At 48.5% G+C, this 17,205-nt stretch carries 14 protein-coding genes and 3 pseudogenes; all 17 read right to left on the reverse strand.

Annotated elements, in window-relative coordinates; translation table 11 throughout:
• On the reverse strand, nt 1-146 hold a 146-nt coding region (locus PG722_RS14260), incomplete at its 3' end, for a transposase (protein ID WP_442867854.1).
• The gene (locus PG722_RS12780) at nt 82-378 is read right to left on the reverse strand and encodes a hypothetical protein (RefSeq protein ID WP_270580757.1); all 297 of its coding nucleotides are present in this window, start codon (nt 376-378) and stop codon (nt 82-84) included. The genes PG722_RS14260 and PG722_RS12780, both read right to left, overlap by 65 nt.
• 47 nt (nt 379-425) lie before the next feature.
• On the reverse strand, nt 426-971 hold the full coding sequence (locus tag PG722_RS12785; RefSeq protein WP_270580758.1) for a hypothetical protein: 546 nt from the start codon (nt 969-971) through the stop codon (nt 426-428).
• Nucleotides 968-2,435: pseudogene (locus tag PG722_RS12790) on the reverse strand (relaxase/mobilization nuclease domain-containing protein). The gene PG722_RS12785 and the pseudogene PG722_RS12790 overlap by 4 nt, the downstream one beginning before the upstream one ends.
• Nucleotides 2,436-2,451: 16 nt before the next feature.
• Entirely contained in the window at nt 2,452-2,757 is a 306-nt protein-coding gene (locus tag PG722_RS12795) for a hypothetical protein (protein WP_270478512.1), read from the reverse strand.
• A gap of 155 nt (nt 2,758-2,912) precedes the next feature.
• Nucleotides 2,913-3,245: a plasmid mobilization protein gene (locus PG722_RS12800; RefSeq protein WP_270580759.1), complete on the reverse strand. Its 333-nt coding sequence runs from the start codon at nt 3,243-3,245 to the stop codon at nt 2,913-2,915.
• Nucleotides 3,242-7,145 (reverse strand): annotated as a pseudogene (locus PG722_RS12805) (SNF2-related protein). Before PG722_RS12805 ends, PG722_RS12800 begins: the two are co-directional and overlap by 4 nt.
• Before the next feature lie 775 nt (nt 7,146-7,920).
• Nucleotides 7,921-8,331, reverse strand: coding sequence for a hypothetical protein (locus PG722_RS12810; protein ID WP_270580760.1), 411 nt, complete (start codon nt 8,329-8,331; stop codon nt 7,921-7,923).
• Nucleotides 8,328-8,747: a hypothetical protein gene (locus tag PG722_RS14265; RefSeq protein ID WP_442867851.1), complete on the reverse strand. Its 420-nt coding sequence runs from the start codon at nt 8,745-8,747 to the stop codon at nt 8,328-8,330. Before PG722_RS14265 ends, PG722_RS12810 begins: the two co-directional genes overlap by 4 nt.
• A gap of 21 nt (nt 8,748-8,768) precedes the next feature.
• A complete protein-coding gene (locus PG722_RS14270) occupies nt 8,769-9,002 on the reverse strand; it encodes a helix-turn-helix domain-containing protein (RefSeq protein WP_442867852.1) in 234 nt (77 codons plus the stop codon).
• A gap of 5 nt (nt 9,003-9,007) precedes the next feature.
• The gene (locus tag PG722_RS12820) at nt 9,008-9,151 is read right to left on the reverse strand and encodes a hypothetical protein (protein ID WP_270580767.1); all 144 of its coding nucleotides are present in this window, start codon (nt 9,149-9,151) and stop codon (nt 9,008-9,010) included.
• Nucleotides 9,148-9,575: pseudogene (locus PG722_RS12830) on the reverse strand (phage antirepressor KilAC domain-containing protein). Before PG722_RS12830 ends, PG722_RS12820 begins: the two are co-directional and overlap by 4 nt.
• A gap of 463 nt (nt 9,576-10,038) precedes the next feature.
• On the reverse strand, nt 10,039-11,280 hold the full coding sequence (locus tag PG722_RS12835; RefSeq protein WP_270580763.1) for a tyrosine-type recombinase/integrase: 1,242 nt from the start codon (nt 11,278-11,280) through the stop codon (nt 10,039-10,041).
• A gap of 151 nt (nt 11,281-11,431) precedes the next feature.
• Nucleotides 11,432-12,652: a tyrosine-type recombinase/integrase gene (locus PG722_RS12840; RefSeq protein ID WP_031476141.1), complete on the reverse strand. Its 1,221-nt coding sequence runs from the start codon at nt 12,650-12,652 to the stop codon at nt 11,432-11,434.
• A gap of 84 nt (nt 12,653-12,736) precedes the next feature.
• Complete coding sequence (locus PG722_RS12845; protein WP_008728422.1) at nt 12,737-12,967, reverse strand: helix-turn-helix domain-containing protein; 231 nt, start codon at nt 12,965-12,967, stop codon at nt 12,737-12,739.
• 537 nt (nt 12,968-13,504) lie between these two features.
• On the reverse strand, nt 13,505-13,918 hold the full coding sequence (locus PG722_RS12850; protein ID WP_118097209.1) for a sigma factor-like helix-turn-helix DNA-binding protein: 414 nt from the start codon (nt 13,916-13,918) through the stop codon (nt 13,505-13,507).
• Between the two features lie 637 nt (nt 13,919-14,555).
• On the reverse strand, nt 14,556-17,205 hold a 2,650-nt coding region (locus PG722_RS12860; protein ID WP_442867853.1), incomplete at its 5' end, for an ABC transporter permease.

Genomic DNA, 17,205 nt, shown 5'->3' on the forward strand with positions numbered 1-17,205 from the left:
AATGCTACGCTGTCGTGAATATTTCCTGGCGTAACATGTACACCTAAAATAAAGTTGTGCTTGTCACAAGCGGTGTGCGCTTCATAAGCAAAGACTTTCTTGTGTTCGCCCGAATACGCCGCATTCCGGATCTGTAGTAGAAACAGTCTTTTCTACCATTTCCGATTCACCGGAGTTATCTCCACTGCCAGAATCATTCCCGTTGTTGTTTTCGTCGAAGGGCTTCTTTCCGTGCGCTTCTCTGTCCTTGTCTATCTCATCAAACAATTCGTGTGCATAGCGCTTTGCTTCTTTGGGTACAGCTTTGCGGGCCTGCTTGTTCAGATTTGCACTTGCCTTTATGTGCGTACCGTCTACAAATATGGCTTCTGTGTCCAAATATCCCTCGTCCGCAGCTGCCTTTAATACCCAGCGGAAAATATACTCTACCGAGCCAAAGAAAGCTCGTCTACAGTATTTCGTGTGGACAATTTTCTTGGATTGTATCTCCACATCTCTACGGCCACTTGCACCTGCGAATTCTGCAAGCTATTGGTCATAACATCTTTCCATTGAGAGATTCTTTCTGCCGCATAACATCCGACATTCGGTGCGTTCAGCATGGAATACTCTGCCAATGCCGAATATCCGCTTTCCAGCCAATCTGTTCCCACGTATTTTTTCGGAATATAAACTGTTCGTTTTATTGGGTTCAGTAACTTATCTCCTGCTTTTTGGAACAGAGTTTTCGGAGAATCCTCAGATTGCATGATCCTCTGCACACCGACTTTCCTGATATGCAACAATCCCATTTCTTCAAGCTGTCTCGATGCCCTTGATATAGAAGTAGGTGTCAGTTCCAAGTCCTTCGCAGCTTGACTTGTAGATAGTTCCTGTGCGCCGCCATAAATGAAATGCAGTAGAAGCATCTGCGCCGATGGAAGTATTTCTTCCCGTGGTATTTTTCCGCGCTGCACCGGACATTCTATCATCTACTATTCTCTTTATTTTCTTCTTCCTGCCGCACTTCCTGCTCATGCAGCTGTTCTTTCTTCTGTTCGTCCTCTTTCAGGATTTCCTGCACAATCTTCTGCGCCACAAGCCAATCCTGCATTTCCGATTTGGTCTTTTGGTACTCTGTATAGGAGCTTTTCTTTCGTTCCAGAAGCATTGCATACTCTGCGTTCAGCTCGCTAATGCGCGGGAGCTTTTTTTCAGAGCCGTTCTCTTTCTTATAGGCATCAAATGCCTTTTTCGCTGCGTTGCGCAAGGCCAGCGTATCCCGATGGGCTTCATAGAACTCTCGATTGTAGCCGAATGCCTTATACGCAGCAAAAACATCTTTTGCCTTGGCATAATTGATTAGATGCTTCCGCAGCACCGACACTTCCGACATCCGTGCCTCATCTGACTTTACAGATTCCAGCAGCGCATCGCATTTTTCAGAAATTCCATCTGCCTTTTCTTTCAGCTCTGCATAGCTCTTGATTCCATGCTCTTCCATGAACATCATAGTCTTCGCCATCTGCTTCAGATTGAAGACTTTCGCCCAGCGCGCATATCCTGCGCCTTTGCCCGCCTGCATTTTGGCACGGACATCAATAAGGAACGACAGCTCCGCCTTCTGATGCACCTGTGCAGACTGTGCGCTTGTGCGGGTTTTCTCTACAAATTTGCTTTTGTGAACCGCATTCCCGGTAATCACTTCGTTGAGTTCTTCAATCGAATATCCTTTGCCAAGAGAGCGGAAACGAGCAAATCTGGCATGGCCTTTTCCCCGCAGGGCAGGCTGTTTTCCGTCTTTATACTCGCATCCTGCTTCCCGCAAAATTCCAATCAGTTCCCGGAAGTCTTTAGGGTTTCTTGCCAATGCTGCATCAATGGCCTCGCAGATTTCATCCCGCTGCGATTTTTCTCCGGGTATTCCGTTCTCTTCTGCCGCTCTCCATAGGGCTTCCGTATAATGACCGACAACCGGTGTTCCAGACAGACAATATCACTGAGCCTTGCCAGCGCAAGACCGGATAAGTGAAAATCGCGGAATTTTCTGGTGCAGTCCAATGTAGTCGAATTAAAAATAATATGGTTATGAATGTGCGCGCGATCAACATGAGTTGCCACAATAAGGGCATGTTTTCCCTTGGTGACCGCATGGCCGTCTCATACCCAACCTTGTTCGCCTCCTCCGGCGTGATTTCCCCCGGCTTAAAAGATTGCCGGATCTGATATGCGATCACATCATGTGTCTGCGTTCTCCCCGTGATATGCTTATACTGCCGTTTGGAAAGCAGGAATTCATCACAGGTCTTTGCATCACAGGCATACGCGCTAATATATTTTCCATCTTCCGTCTTGGCTGCATTCTCAGAATAATCAGTACGGTCAGCCAGACATTGCGCCACCGCCTTTCCTTTATTGATATGCAACGCAATCAGTCTTGTAGCTGCCATTTTCATATTCCTCCACTCAACTTCAAATTGTCAAAACATCCTCTACACGCTCACACAGCCGTTCCATCAGTTCCATGATGCCGCCCGCACCAACCGCAGCTGCGAAAAGTCCCATCTCAATCAGGGTCAGCAGGAACACATCTGTCCAACTCGCCCGTACCACCGAATAGATGCCGCAGCCAAGAACGAACAGCATGACCGGCGAAAGCACCCACAGGGATAGCTGCATCAGCAGATTCCAGATAAAGCACAGAAATCGCAGCAGAAACGCAACTGGCAGCAACAGGATTTTCAGCATCAGATTCAACAAAAAACATACGATCTTCATGGATTTCACCCCTTTGTTTTTCTTTTCATCTTTATTTTACCGTACCCGCTTGCCAAACACCACGATGTCAACAGGAAGAGCTGCAAAAAAATATGTAACGGCACAGACCGTTTCATCTGTGCCATGTGCTGTAGAAATCCCGCACATTTGCGCCGTCAGCGAATAGCCGAAAGCCTCTTCAGGATCAGCTTTTGCATCTCCCAGAGTTCATTCAGCCGCTTCTGCAAATCCCGAATATCCTCCGCATAGATGCTTCCGGATTCATTGGCGCGTTTTGCGTACTGGTTCAGGTTGTTGCTGCATCGGCGAAGAAGGGTGGATACCTGCACCACATCCGACAAATCAAGATTTACGCAGTATCCGTCCATCGCCATTTTTCTCATATAGGCACCGGTATTCCGAATACCCAATTCCTTTTGCTTTCCCCGAATCCTCGCCAGCTCTTCCGGGTTTACCCGGACATTGATCCAGTGTTCCCGAACGCTCATAGTGCCACCTCCTCATCATCCCGATGTGTCATCGGCGGAATGCGACCGGCACGGTCACGCAGCTCCGTCAGGACAGACGGCTTTTCCGTTGTTCTTTCACGGTCAGGATCAGCATTTCCACGGTCATCCATATTCAGCAATGCATCCAGTTCTGCCAGTCTTGCGCTCTTTTCTGCCAGTTCTGCCTCCTGGGGGGGCAAGTTCAGCCTGCGCCGCTTCCTGCTGACTCCTAAGACTGTCCAACTGCTGTTCTGCCTTTTCCAACCTTGCAGGAATCCCGGCAAGGGCATTGTCCAAACGCAGGATATTGCCCTTAGCACTGGTGCCGATGGGCACCCGGTGACTCATCTCGCCTTTCAGCAGCACCTGATACTCTTTCTGGAAACTGTCAAATGTCAGCTCCATCTTGAAACCACAATAGCTGCCAAGCGGCACCGGCTCCAAACTCTGATTGGCTTTACAGGCTGCGAGGATTGCTTCACCGGCCTCGGCTTTTTCAGTAAAGCGTGTGCCATTCACTTCCATGCCACAGAACCCTTCTTCTGGCAGCGGATGTGCCGCCACCGCTCGGATATCCGACTGAAAGCCCTTGATGAACCCCTGCGTTTTCTCAATCTCCGCAGGGAAATATTTCATCAGCTTATCCTCCAATCGGTACTGCTGGCTCTGATGGTCTGCTTTCAACACCTTCAGCCTTGCAACATCTACATCCAAGTCCATTTTTTCCTTGATCTGCGGGTCTCCTGCGCAAAGTGCCTTGATTTCCGCATAGGAAAGTGCCTGCTCATCCACATCATCACAGGAACGCACCGGAGATTTGCTGGTCATGATCTGACTGATAAACTTCTGCTTATTCTCCAGTGTCTGATAGAGGTAGGCATCAAATGTTCCTTCCGTCACATACTGATAAACCTGCACTTCTTTGTTGCGGTTGCCCAGACGGATGATACGACCATTTCGCTGAGTCATGTCCGCAGGCCGCCAACCCACATCCAGATGATGCACGGCCACCAGCCGATCCTGCACGTTCGTGCCTGCGCCCATCTTCTGTGTCGAGCCTAACAACACCCGCACATACCCGGTACGGACTTTGGCAAACAAATCCTTCTTTTTTGCCTCGGTATCCGCATCATGGATAAATGCGATTTCTTCCTCCGGTACACCGGACTGAATGAGTTTGGCGCGGATATCCTCATACACGTTGAAGGTTCCATCGTTTTTCGGTGTGCTGAGGTCACAAAACAGCAGCTGGGTCAGCTTATCCGACTGTCCATCCTCATAAATCCGTAGCACATTTCGCACACAGGCATTGAGCTTACTGTTAGGGTCATCCGGCAGAAGCGGATTCATCAGCCGCTGATCCAGCCCCAGCTTTCTGCCATCCGATGTGATTTTCAGCATGTTATCGACCGACGGGTCTACCACACCGGAATGCACAGCCGCCGCCCGTTCCGAAAGCTCCGCCACCATCGCCTGCTGATGCTCCGAAGGTTGCACTACCACGGTTTCAAACTTTGCCTCCGGCACCGGCAGATGCAGCTGATCAGAGGTCTTGATATCCGCCACTTCCTTGAACATATTCATCAGCTCCGGCAGGTTGAAGAACTTTGCAAATCTCGTTCTTGCCCGGTATCCAGTTCCTTCCGGTGCCAGCTCGATAGCCGTTGTGGTCTCACCAAAGGTAGAAGCCCAGCTGTCGAAATGGGTCAGCCCTTTCTGCTGCAACGTGCCGTACTGGAGATACCGCATCATTGTGTACAGCTCCGTCATACTGTTGCTGACCGGCGTGCCGGTCGCAAAGATGATGCCGCGCCCGCCTGTCAACTCATCCATATACTGGCACTTCATAAACATATCCGAAGATTTCTGCGCTTCCGATGTGGACAAGCCTGCGACATTGCGCATTTTTGTGTAGAGGAACAGGTTCTTGAACGCGTGCGCCTCGTCCACGAACAGCCGGTCTACGCCCAGCTACTCAAAGGTAATCACATCGTCTTTTCGGTCGGTTGCCCGGAGTTTCTCCAATCTCGCTTCCAATCCCTTCCGGGTCTTTTCCATCTGTTTGATGGAGAAACGCTCGCCATTCTGGGACTTCATCTCAGCAATGGCGTTTTCGATTTCATCAATTTGGGCAGTCAAAATCCGCTCCTGCCGTTCTGCGGACACCGGGATTTTCTCAAACTGGGAATGCCCGATGATAACTGCATCGTAATCACCAGTGGCAATTCGTGCGCAGAACTTCTTTCTGCGGGCGGTTTCAAAGTCCTTTTTGCTTGCCACCAGCAGTTTCGCACTCGGATACAGGCGCAGGAACTCGTTTGCCCACTGAAGGGTCAGATGATTCGGAACGACAAACATGGATTTCTGGCACAGTCCCAGCCGTTTTGCCTCCATAGCGGAAGCTGCCATCTCGAAGGTCTTGCCGGCACCCACTTCGTGGGCCAGCAGCGTATTGCCGCCGTACAGCACATGAGCGATGGCATTCTGCTGGTGTTCCCGTAACCGGATTTCCGGATTCATGCCGCCAAAGCGGATATGGGAACCATCGTACTCACGGGGACGAGTGCTGTTGAACAGTTCGTTATACTTTTCCACAAGTTCCGCACGGCGATACGGGTCTTTCCACACCCAGTTCTGGAACGCATCCTTAATGGCCTGCTGTTTCTGCTGGGCGAGAGTGGTCTCCTTTTTGTTCAGAACCCGCTTCTGTTTGCCGTCCGCGTCCTCCACGGTATCATAGATACGGATATCCCGCAGATTCAGCGTATCCTCCAGAATCCGATAGGCATTGGCACGGCTGGTGCCGTAAGTCATATAGGCATGGACATCATTCCGGCTCGGTGTACTCTTACCGGTGATCTGCCACTCTGCCGTCATGGGAGAGAATTTCACCTCGATGTTCCGGCGCAGATAAAACGGCGGTTCAAATGTTTCTTCCATGAACTGCTGGATATAATCCTGATTGACCCAGGTGGCACCAAGGCGCACATCAATCTCCGACGCATCCAGGTCTTTCGGCTGTGCCTTCTTCAAATATTCCGTGTTCACTGCAAAGGCAGGGTCAGAAGCCGCAGCCAGTTCTGCCACGCGGAGCTTTTCCCGGACATTGCCGGACAGATATTCATCAGCCGTCACCCAGCCGTTTTCCTCGCTGTCCTGCGACATCGGGTCTTTGAAAATGACACCATGCAGTTCCTGCCGGATTTTTTCATATTCCCCCGGTGTACCTAAAAGTTCCGACATATAGGGCAAATCCACTCTGCCGCGCTCTCCGATAGAGATTGCCAGAGCTTCAGCCGGAGTATCTACGCTGGTAACAGCCCGTTCCGGTCGAATCGTGCGTTTGGTGAACATATCTGCCCTGGATTCCAGCCTGCCGTTTTCATCTACGTTTTCCAGAGAGCAGAGCAGATAATACGATGAATCTTCCGAAAAAGCCTGCGCATTTGCACGCGAGTTGATAAGCCCATACTGATCGGCGAATCGGTCATAGGCCACATTTAGTTCCCGCTGTTTCTGAGCAATCGCATCCTCCGGATAGTCGTTCAGCTGGTAGTCGATCAGTTCCTGCACAATGGTACGAAGCTCCACCATACCCTTGATCCTGCCGGTGGCTGTCGCAGAAAGGTCAGCCTTTCGCATGATGCTATTCTCACGGAAGTAGACATCCCCATCCACCACAGCATAGGAGAAGTTTTTCGCATTGGGGTCTGCCGGAATGGTTTCGCCCTGCAAGGACAGCTCTTCCTCCGGTGCCAGCTCCTGCGCTTCATAATGACCTCTGATGTGCTGCACAGCCTCATGCAACTGGTCTCCCAGATCTGCATCCGGAATCGGAATGACCGTACATTCTTCCTTGCCGTACTTGGTACTTTCCGTTGTAATCTCACCCAGCACCATTTTCGGGTGGTCAACAAAGTAGCTGTTGAGGGTTATGCCCTCCGATGTCAGTCCCAGATGCACCCAGTCCGGTTCGATATCAATGGGATGGTCTCTCTTTTGCAGAAAAATAATATCCGACACTACATCTGTACCGGCATTGGCACGGAATGCGTTGTTGGGAAGTCGAATGGCTCCCAGCAGTTCTGCCCGCTGTGCCAGATACTTTCGCGCGTCCGGATTCTTGGAATCCATCGTATAGCGGCTGGTAACAAAGGCCACGATGCCACCGGGACGAACCTGATCCAACGCCTTGGCAAAGAAATAGTTGTGGATAGAAAAACCGAGTTTATCATAGGGCTTATCGCTGACACGGTAATTGCCAAAGGGCACATTGCCCACGGCCAGATCATAGAAATCACGCCGGTCGGTGGTTTCAAAGCCTGCCACCTTGATTTCTGCCTGCGGATACAGCTTCTGTGCAATGCGTCCGGTGATGGAATCCAGTTCCACACCATACAGTCTGCTTCCCAGCATGGAATCCGGCAGCATACCAAAGAAGTTGCCGACACCCATCGACGGTTCCAGAAGGTTGCCTTTCTCAAATCCTATACCGTCCAATGCTTCATAGATTGCGCGGATCACGGTAGGACTGGTGTAATGCGCATTCAGAGTAGAAGCTCTGGCCGCGGCATATTCTTCTTCCGTGAGAGCTGCTTTCAGTTCCTTATATTCGCCAGCCCAGGCAGTTTTCTCTGCGTCAAAGGCATCTGCCAGTCCGCCCCAGCCTACATAATTAGCTAGCGTTTCCTGTTCCTCCGGTGTTGCATCCCTGTGCTGGTTTTCTAAGGCTTTCAGCGTGTAGATTTGCCATCTGGATATCCTTATTATCTTCTGCAACGGCAAAATTCCATTCCAGAAGATGTTTTTCCTGAATACCCGTTGCTTTCAACTGCCTGATTTTACGCTGCCGCTCCACTAGCTCATCCTGGCGTTTCTTCTCTGCCATCGCTTCCTGCTGGCATCTGCAAAGGCAGGGAACAATCTTGTCTCTGCCCCAGAGCTTTACCCTGCACTGCACCGGCGTGTGGCAGCTCCGACAATACAGCAGACCATCTTCGCCCTTGTATTCCTGCTCTCCGGGTTCTTTCGGCGTAAAGAGCGAATCCAACGCCGCATTCAAAACTTCAGGCACCATGTCGCTCATAGACTGTCTCCTTCCTCAAATGTGTAGTCTGCCGGGTTATACTTCGGCTTTTCTCTCTTTGCCCAGCTCCGGATTGTGGCAAGGTGATTTTTGTAGCTTTTGCCGGTGGAGGCCATATACTCAGAGAGCCGTTCCACCCGCATCAGATAATCTCCTAGGAATTCCTGCCAGAGCTTGCCGTATTCTGTGTCAGAGAGAAGGACATTTTCATACGATCTATACCGGTGCTGGATTTCCTTCTTCTCTCTTTTATTGATTGTTTCAGTACTTGTTCTATTAGTACTTAATTGCGCGGGATTTTCCGTAACCGGTGTGTCCGTATCCGGATTTACCGTATACGGCTTTTCCGTACACGGTGATTCCGAACACGGCTTTTTCCTTGGCATCTCATAAATCACATATTCTGCTCTGCCCATCCGACCGTTGCTCTCACGCTGCTAGTTCCTTTCCAGATACCCAAGACGCTCCAGCTCTTTCAGAGCCGTAAGCACTCCATCTACGCCGTCCGGCGTAATCGAAGATAATCCCCGTACCGAATAGTTCCATGTGTCCGGCAAACTGAGCAGCATCGTGAGAAGTCCTTTTCCTTTCAGGCTGAGACCCTGATCCCGCAGGTGGTAATTGCACATCGTTGTGTAATTGCTGTTCTTCTCAACCCTGAATACCGGCATGGTGCTCACCATCCTTTTTCACAGGCACTACTTTTTTTCTTCGGACATTTGCGCGGACGATCTTCGTTTTCCTCCCGGCGATGGTATTTGCCGGTATCCTGCATCATGCGTTCAAATGCCTGAAGTCGTCCCTCTATAAAAAGCGTCATTCGATCACACCCCATTTCTTAAACAACTTGAAGAGATGATTCTTTCCCTTGCAGGTCACTCTCGTCTGCTGTACCAGTTTTCCGCTTCTGCCGTAGCAATCCCGGACAATAAAATAGCCCCTTGCAGATTTGTCTGCAAAAGGCATCAGCCAGTCGCTTGGACTGCGGTACAGATAGCGGGATCCAATAAGAGAGCCACTGCCGTCTTCTCCGGGATACCGATTTCCTGACAGAAATTCCGGATGCAGGTGCAGTCCTCCGAATTTACAAAGGTGTCGAAGTAGTCTGCCTTGGGCTGCGCCGCATCCAGCAACACGCGAATCGAACCAAATTCCTGATTCTCGAACACCTCCATCATCTGCCTCGACTGTCCGCCATGACTGCCCACATCTGTGTCATGGGTCTTCTGATTGAAATCCGTCATACCTGTTACCTCCTGCTCAAATTTGTCTCGCCGGATTTCGAGCGAAAAAATAGAGCCTCAACCCATTCTCGTTTTCAAAGAATGAGCCAAGGCTCTATGTAAATCAGTCAAGTATGTGTTCGTACGTTGACGGCAAAATTGGACTTCATTTACTCCTATTGTCCACCAGTAATTTAACCCATAAGAGGTCAAAATGGGCTTGTCCACCAGTAATTTGACCATTATAAACCCATAAATTTCCGTTCAAACTCCATCCAAGCCGAACAGTCCAGATAGAATTTTGGGTATAGAAAAAGCCCGGAAAATGGTGTATTTCCGGGCTTTTTTAGCATTATTAAGCTGTAGATTAGCGCTTGGAGAACTGCGGTGCGCGACGTGCAGCCTTCAGGCCGTATTAAACATCTCTATGGTGCGTTTTTCCTTGATATTACGGGCTTTTTCGCATTTTCTGTTGTCGGTTGTCCTATTCCTTAACCATGGAAATCAGTGATTTTTCATCGAAATTCTCCTGGTTCAAAGCATCATTCACTACCTCGAAAAGTTCCTCTGGTTTATTATACTTGACCCTCGCGTAAATGTCCATAGTTGTCTTACTATTCTCATGCCCTGCCAGGTACTGAACTGTCTTAGGGTCAACGCCCGCATAGAGCAGATTCGTGATGTAGGTATGCCGCAACAAGTGCGGTGTTACATCGAAATTCAGGGTATAGCGAATCTTGGGATTGTTCCTCTGCGTTGTTCCTAATGTCGGCTTGACGGTATATTTGATGCTCTGTCCATTCACATATTTATAGTAAGTTCTCTCTTTCGCAGAACGAACAACTACATACTGCCAAACTCTCGTAAACTGAGAATAGGAAAGCGGCTGTCCCTCACTGTCCGCAATCACATACTCCGATATGGAATTGGCTTTTGCTTCCCGCAGGCAGTCCACCAGGCACTTCGGAATGGGAATGTCCCTTTTAGCTGCTTTTGTCTTTAGAACGGTAGAAATCACCGGCCTGTTATGCTCCGCGCGCCATGCACGTCTCACGGAAATGTATGGTGTGGATTCATCCAGGAATACACAATCCCATTGCAATGCAAGAATTTCTTCCCGACGCAAGCCGGAATACAAACCAATCATAATAAAAAGATATGGCGGAAGCTCTTTTACCGTATCCAACAGAACCGCAACCTGTTGATCTGTTAAGGCATCTTTCTTTTTCGATGCTTTTCCGCCCTTTGCTGAAATTCCCACACATGGATTATCGGTTATCAGCTGACTGCGCTCTGCCGAATAAAACACACACTTAATCAGCATATTTACCGTATCATACAGTCCTTTCGATTTTTGAGACAGCGGAACAAGCGTCAGACGAATATCATCCGCAGTCACTTCCTCCATATACATATCTCCCAGAGAGCTAATGACATAATTCTTCATATTCTGTCTGTATCCTTTTATAGTAGCCGTAGACACCTTTGCTGACTGCATCAGCAGCCATTTCTCACAATACTCGGCAACCGTTGGATGCTTTCGGTGAAAGATGATCTCATCCACCTGTCTCCGGGCCTCCAACTGCTTTTCATATAATTCTTCACAGGTGGTCGCATATAAGCTGACCTGCTTTCCATCGGCATCTGTAATTCTGGTTCTGTAATACAGTGTTCCTTTTCTTGTAACCGTTCCGTACTCTGGAACGCTTTGTTTTTTCTTAGCCATACAAATCTTCCTTTCCTGATAATGAGTGTTCTTAAATTCACACCTTCTTTTTATCAGAAAGCACCCACTTAATCAAAGATACGGATTATGTAAAACAAAGAGCGAGACATCCTTGCCTCGCTCCAGCTTTGTTTCCTACTCTTTATAATTGTTATGCCTGTGCTGCATCCCACTGGGCAAATGCACCACCCATTGTTCTTACCAGCTCATCCGGTCTGTTGTATTTAACCTTTGCGTAAATATCCATCGTAATTTTACTGCTCTCATGTCCCGCCAGGTATTGAACCGTTTTCGGGTCTACGGACGAATGAATCAGATTCGTAATGTATGTATGCCGCAGCTGGTGCGGCGTCACTTCAAAATCTAAGCTGTAAATCACTTTTCCGTTATGTGCTGCCTTTTCACCGAGGACCGGCGTAACCGTGTGCTTTACACGCTTTCCATCCTCGTAGCGATAATAGAAACGCTCCTTGACAGTTCGGGTCACAATATACTGCCAGAGCCGCTTGAACTGCGTATAGGATAACGGATCACCATCTCTGTTCGACACTACATATTCTGACTGTGAATTAGCCTTTGCCTCTTTCAGACACTCTGCAAGGCAAACCGGCAACGGAATATTTCGATGCGCGGCTTTCGTTTTCAGCTCATCCAGAATCACCGGTCTGTTATTTTCCGTGTGCCATGCCCTGCGCACCGTTAAATAAGGGCAATCCACATCCAGATATACAGAATCCCATTTTAGGGCAAGAATTTCTTCTCGCCGCAATCCTGCATACAGCCCTAACATGACAAATACATACGGCGGAAGTCCCTGAATGGCATCCAGCAGTCTGGCGGCCTGTTCATCTGTCAATACAGCTTTGTCCTTTTGCGGAATGCCTCCGCCTTTGGCCGTAAGGTAAATCGTTGGGTTGTTATCAATAATCTTACTTTCCTTTGCTGCCCGGAAAATAGATTTATACAGGATAACCACTGACTTATATACCGAAGCGGACTTCTCAGAAACAGGAACAAGTGCAAGCTGAATGTCATCCAGTGTCACATCTGCCATCCGCATCTGCCCCAGTTCTTTTATAATGTGCCGTCTGACCTTTGATGTATAATCTATCAGCGTGGTTGCCCTCACATGAACCGACTGCATCAAAAGCCATTTTTCACAGTAGTCTGCAACCGTCGGGGATTTCCGGCAGAATGTATCGTTGTCGATCTGCTCTAATGCACCCAACTCTTTATCATATAATTCTTCCGGTGTTCTCGCATAAAGGGCCACCAGTTTTCCATCTGCGTTCTGAACCCGCGTTCTATAATAATCTATGCCGTTAAGCGTAACTGTACCGTATTGTGGAATTGCTCTTTTTCTTTTTGCCAATTCCGCCACCTCCTAAGAATATACTCCAGCGCTGTATCTATGTTTTATCAAACCATTCCGATTCCGGCAAGGATACGGACCGGCTCACACTCCAGCTCTGCGAGGTTTACGATAAGTTGCGTTCTTTTCTGCTGGCTTTGCTCTGTGGGTGCATTTTGCGATATACTCCTGAAGGCCCGCTGAGGTAAAGTACACACAGCCATTCTGCACATATTGCACATAAGAAATAAGACCATTGTTACGGGCCGCGTCCAGGGTTGCAATGCTGATACCTAAAATTTCTGCTGCTTCTTTTCGTGTAATAAGTTTTTCCATAAAGCATATTTCCTCCAATCTGTCAAGTTTGTCATCGTGTTTGTTCAAAGCCACATGAATACGCTGGCAGCCGAAACTGCCAGCGCATGGTATCTGATTTTGAACAGGAAGCTGCAAACGCTTCCTATTTATATAACTCAGCTTTCATCACATTTGCCACGCCCCCTGACGATGGGAACACAACAGGTCTCCGTTGGCGCGGCTGTCATAACTCCGCAGCACCGTTCGTATCGTGTGCCGCAGGGTTCCCCCCAAGTCTTTGGCGGGCCGTGAGGAAGTATCTTTAAGCCCCCATGCAGTCATCGCGCCGAATCTGCCACAATCCGTTTTATGAAATCGTAGATCGCTCCGAAGCAGTTCTTTCATCACCTCCCTGACGGCTCCATCTTCGCGGCGTTTCACATTCGCTCGTACATGGGTTATGTACCTGTTGTGCTGTCTATTCGATTGTCAATGTACTGATGAAGGAGGAAAACTTGTCCTTCTTATTAACACTGACAAAAAAGGCAAAAAACAGGCGCATCAAATGAAATTTTATCAAAAATATTTTACAAGCTGCTTTAATCCACGGCGGATACTGTCTCGGACACGGCTTGGGTCTACACCTTCTACTTCGGCAATTTCATTTACCGCCATTCCCAGATAGTATCGGGCATAAATTCGCTTTGCCTGTTTCTCTGGCAGCTTCATCACAGCGGCATAGACCTGCTCCTGAAACTGTTTTTCCTCCAGAAGCATCTCCGGTGTTTGCGGCTTCAATAGCACCGCATTTTCAATGCCATTCTCGCAATCCAGAGAATACTGTGCTTTATAACGATACATCTTTCGCTCATACGCAGCCTCCGCACGTTCAGCTGCTCGAATAGTCTCCATTACTTTCTCTGTCACATCTACAAAAAAGTCTGTTGTATAAACATCAGGATAAAGTTCCCGAAGGTTAATTTTCTTCATTATGTACCTCCATTTCGATTCACGGGTGATTGACGGGTGAATCGAATGAAGGCGGAGACCGACACCGGCAGACAACCGGGTCATCTCCGAAAAAATGGCAACAAAAAACGCCAACTTCCCATAACGGGAAATCGGCGCAACAAAAATACCTACTATTCTGCTGATTTAGATGGAACGATAATACTGATAGATAGTCATACTCCCCCGGAGGAGGGGCAAGACTTTTTTTAGCTGGTGTAACTCATGGCTATTGTGAATGACAAAAATTGACACGGCGGCATCCTCCTATGTGCCGCCGTACCAGATTACAGGGTGTAGGGTCGTCGTTCATTTTAGATAGACGAAAGGAAACGGCGGCTCTGATTTTTTCAAAGCCACCGTTGCAAAGTGCATAACAATATAGTCGCTGTACGATGGCTTTTTTTCTTTTGCCATCGTGCGGCAACTTTTTCACTTTTCTTTTATCTTAACAGGCAATCCTCACAGAAATGTCACGGACATACTCCATTTCGACAAAATAACAAGCTGAAATCTCACCAATCTGTGAGATTTCAAATTTTTTGAGGAAAGCCGAGAGGAAATGCCTCCTCCCGGCTTTCAATAGGTTTATGATTATCTATTGTAGCAATCTCTGTCGTTACTCCGAAGTCCTCAGCCGCTCCACCACAGTTCCCTTGTTAAAGAAGTGGAGAACGATCAGCGGAATAACCGCAGCCAGCAGCAGATAAAGCACACCAATGACCAGAACCGGAACCAATGTAATATTCAGAGTAAAGAACCACATGGAAGGGCCATTCAATGCGCTCTTTAGCACTGTGACTGCCAGGATCGCTGCGACTGCTCCGCCGATAATGTCCGCACCTACGGCATAGTAGATGCCCTCATAGACCGTCAAGCGGCGAAGCTGCTTGCCGGTCATACCGATGCTCTGCATGGTAGCAAACTCATGGCGGCGGGTGATGATGTTGGTAATAATCATGTTGGCAAAGTTAATCAGTCCTGCAAAGGCCATGATGCAACCAATCAGACCGCCGATAACCAGGATCATGCTGCGGACCGAATCAAGCTGCTCTTTCAACAGCTTGGTGGAAGTATAGGCAACCGAAGTATTTTCACTCACATAGCTGCTCAAAAATTCTTCCATCTGCGGCTGCAAGGCTTCATCCACATTGAATCCATAGGTCAGCAGCGTGGGAGCGTCATAGATTTCCTTAAATACAGTGTCCGGCAGATACACAAAAGGAGCATCAGCGGCGATGTGCGCCTGGGCGGTGGTGCCTGTCGGCGTTTCGGTTTCCGTTCCCACGAGGATCGCTTTTGCAAGGATAGTGCTGGTTTTGACCAGTTCCCCATCCTTGTAGAAGGAAATGCTCTCTCCAACCTGTAACTGATCGGTCAGCGGAGTGTTCCTTGGTTCCTCTGTCAGTTTGTCCATGGGGCAGCCAATAATGACATATTCTCCGGTAGCCATTTTCTGCGTTAAGGTTTCGGCATCTTTTTCGCCTTCAAAAATACGCATATCAGCCCAGAAATTTTCGGAGGCCCCCATCACATTGCCAAAATAGCGCCTTTCGGTATCAGAACTTGTGTACAGGCTATATCCCTGATAGCTTTGATTTACGACGCCTTCTTCCTCATGAAACAGCTCTATGCCGCTTAAATCTTCAAACCCATAGTCAACCAATACATTTCTATCGTCTTTTGTATTTCGGTAGAGATAGCGTCCATCCTCAACTCCGGGCTGTCCGGCAATCAGATCCACCGCCTGTTGTGAGAGCGTATCTTTATGGTGCTGAACGCTTTCCATTACATTAAATGCGGCTGAGTTATAGACATTAAAATCTGTTCTGGTGACACGGTTTACCCACTTTTCTTCATCAAGGCTTTGCGTCACAATGATGATAGAGTTAAACAGGACGATGCACAGAAGCAGGGAAATAATGATGAACGCTGAACGCCGACGATTGCGGCCCAGGTTGGAAAAGGCCATACGGGACAGCTTTACCCCATTGGTTCGCTTGGCACTTCTCTTTTTATAGGCGTTCTGCTCGGTGTAGCGAATCGCCTCCAGAGGAGAAATCTTTGCCGCCTTTTTTGCAGGCTTCCTGGTGCTGATAAACACGGTCAGGATTGTAAAGAGAGCGGCGATAACAAAAATTAGCGGCGAGGTCGATACGGATGTACCCACCATAGAGTATTCAAGGTTAATGATCTCTGTCACGATAGGAAGCAGCACCCAACCGGCAAAGAAACCGGCGATCAGACCAATAGGCAGTCCGATCAGCGTGAGCCAGACCGCCTGACGGTTCACAATGCCCTTGATCTGCCGTGTGGAAGTGCCAATCGTCCGCAGCAGGCCGTATTGACGAACATCCTGCATCACAGAAATATCAAAGATATTGTAGATCAGCAGGTATCCGCACACGACAAACATCAGGATAAATACAACAGCAAACACGATGGACTCTGATGAAGTCAATCCCTGGGACATTTGATTTTCAGAGGCGAGAATGAAATTGTCTGCGCCCATATCCTCTGGATTGCCGCCAATGGAGTAAACGAACTCATTCAACTGCTGCTGAACATTTTCTTTATTCTTCAGCACGACATCGGAAAAAGTAACGCCGGACATTTCATGGTCTACCGCATAAGTGTTCTGGACCACATCGGGGTTTTCCTTTATAAACTGCTCTGAAACAGTCGCAACGCTCACAGAGTCATTGCTTGCTTCCCACCAGCCGGAAAGCACCATATCATAATGATAAGTTTTCCCCCGCAGTTCAAATTCCAGCGGAACCGCTGCGCCAATCTTTGGTTCTACACCCAGCGCCTTCAGCGCCAAATCCGTGGTGGCGATCTCATTCGCTTTCTCCGGTGCAGCTCCGTGAGTAGGCACACAGAAGGTCAGCTCCTGCTGCACACTGTCCGCATAATTAATCTCAATGGAATGGCTGGAAGTATTGCTTGCATAGCCAATGATGCGCCGGTGACCTGCCTGCTCCACAAAATCGCTGTTTACAAGCTGCTCGTACTGTTCCTCCGTCATATATCCTAAAGTGCCATCCGCCTTGCTGCCTTTCTGCATTTGCAGAGAGAGCTGGATGGAGGACGCCATATTGAACGCCAGGGAAGTGATAGAGGTAAATAGGAAAGCAGTCAGGATAATTGCCAGCAGTGCAGCCAGATTGCGTACCTTATTCTTTTTGAAATAGCGTTTGGATAGCTTGGTAATTACTTCGGAATTATTGTTGCCAAATAAAACCTGCAAAGGAAAGTCAAGGGGGAAA

Origin of the sequence: Butyricicoccus sp. OF27-2pH9A (genome assembly GCF_027693185.1) — a bacterium.
GTDB classification, from domain to species: Bacteria; Bacillota; Clostridia; order Oscillospirales; family Butyricicoccaceae; genus Agathobaculum; species Agathobaculum butyriciproducens.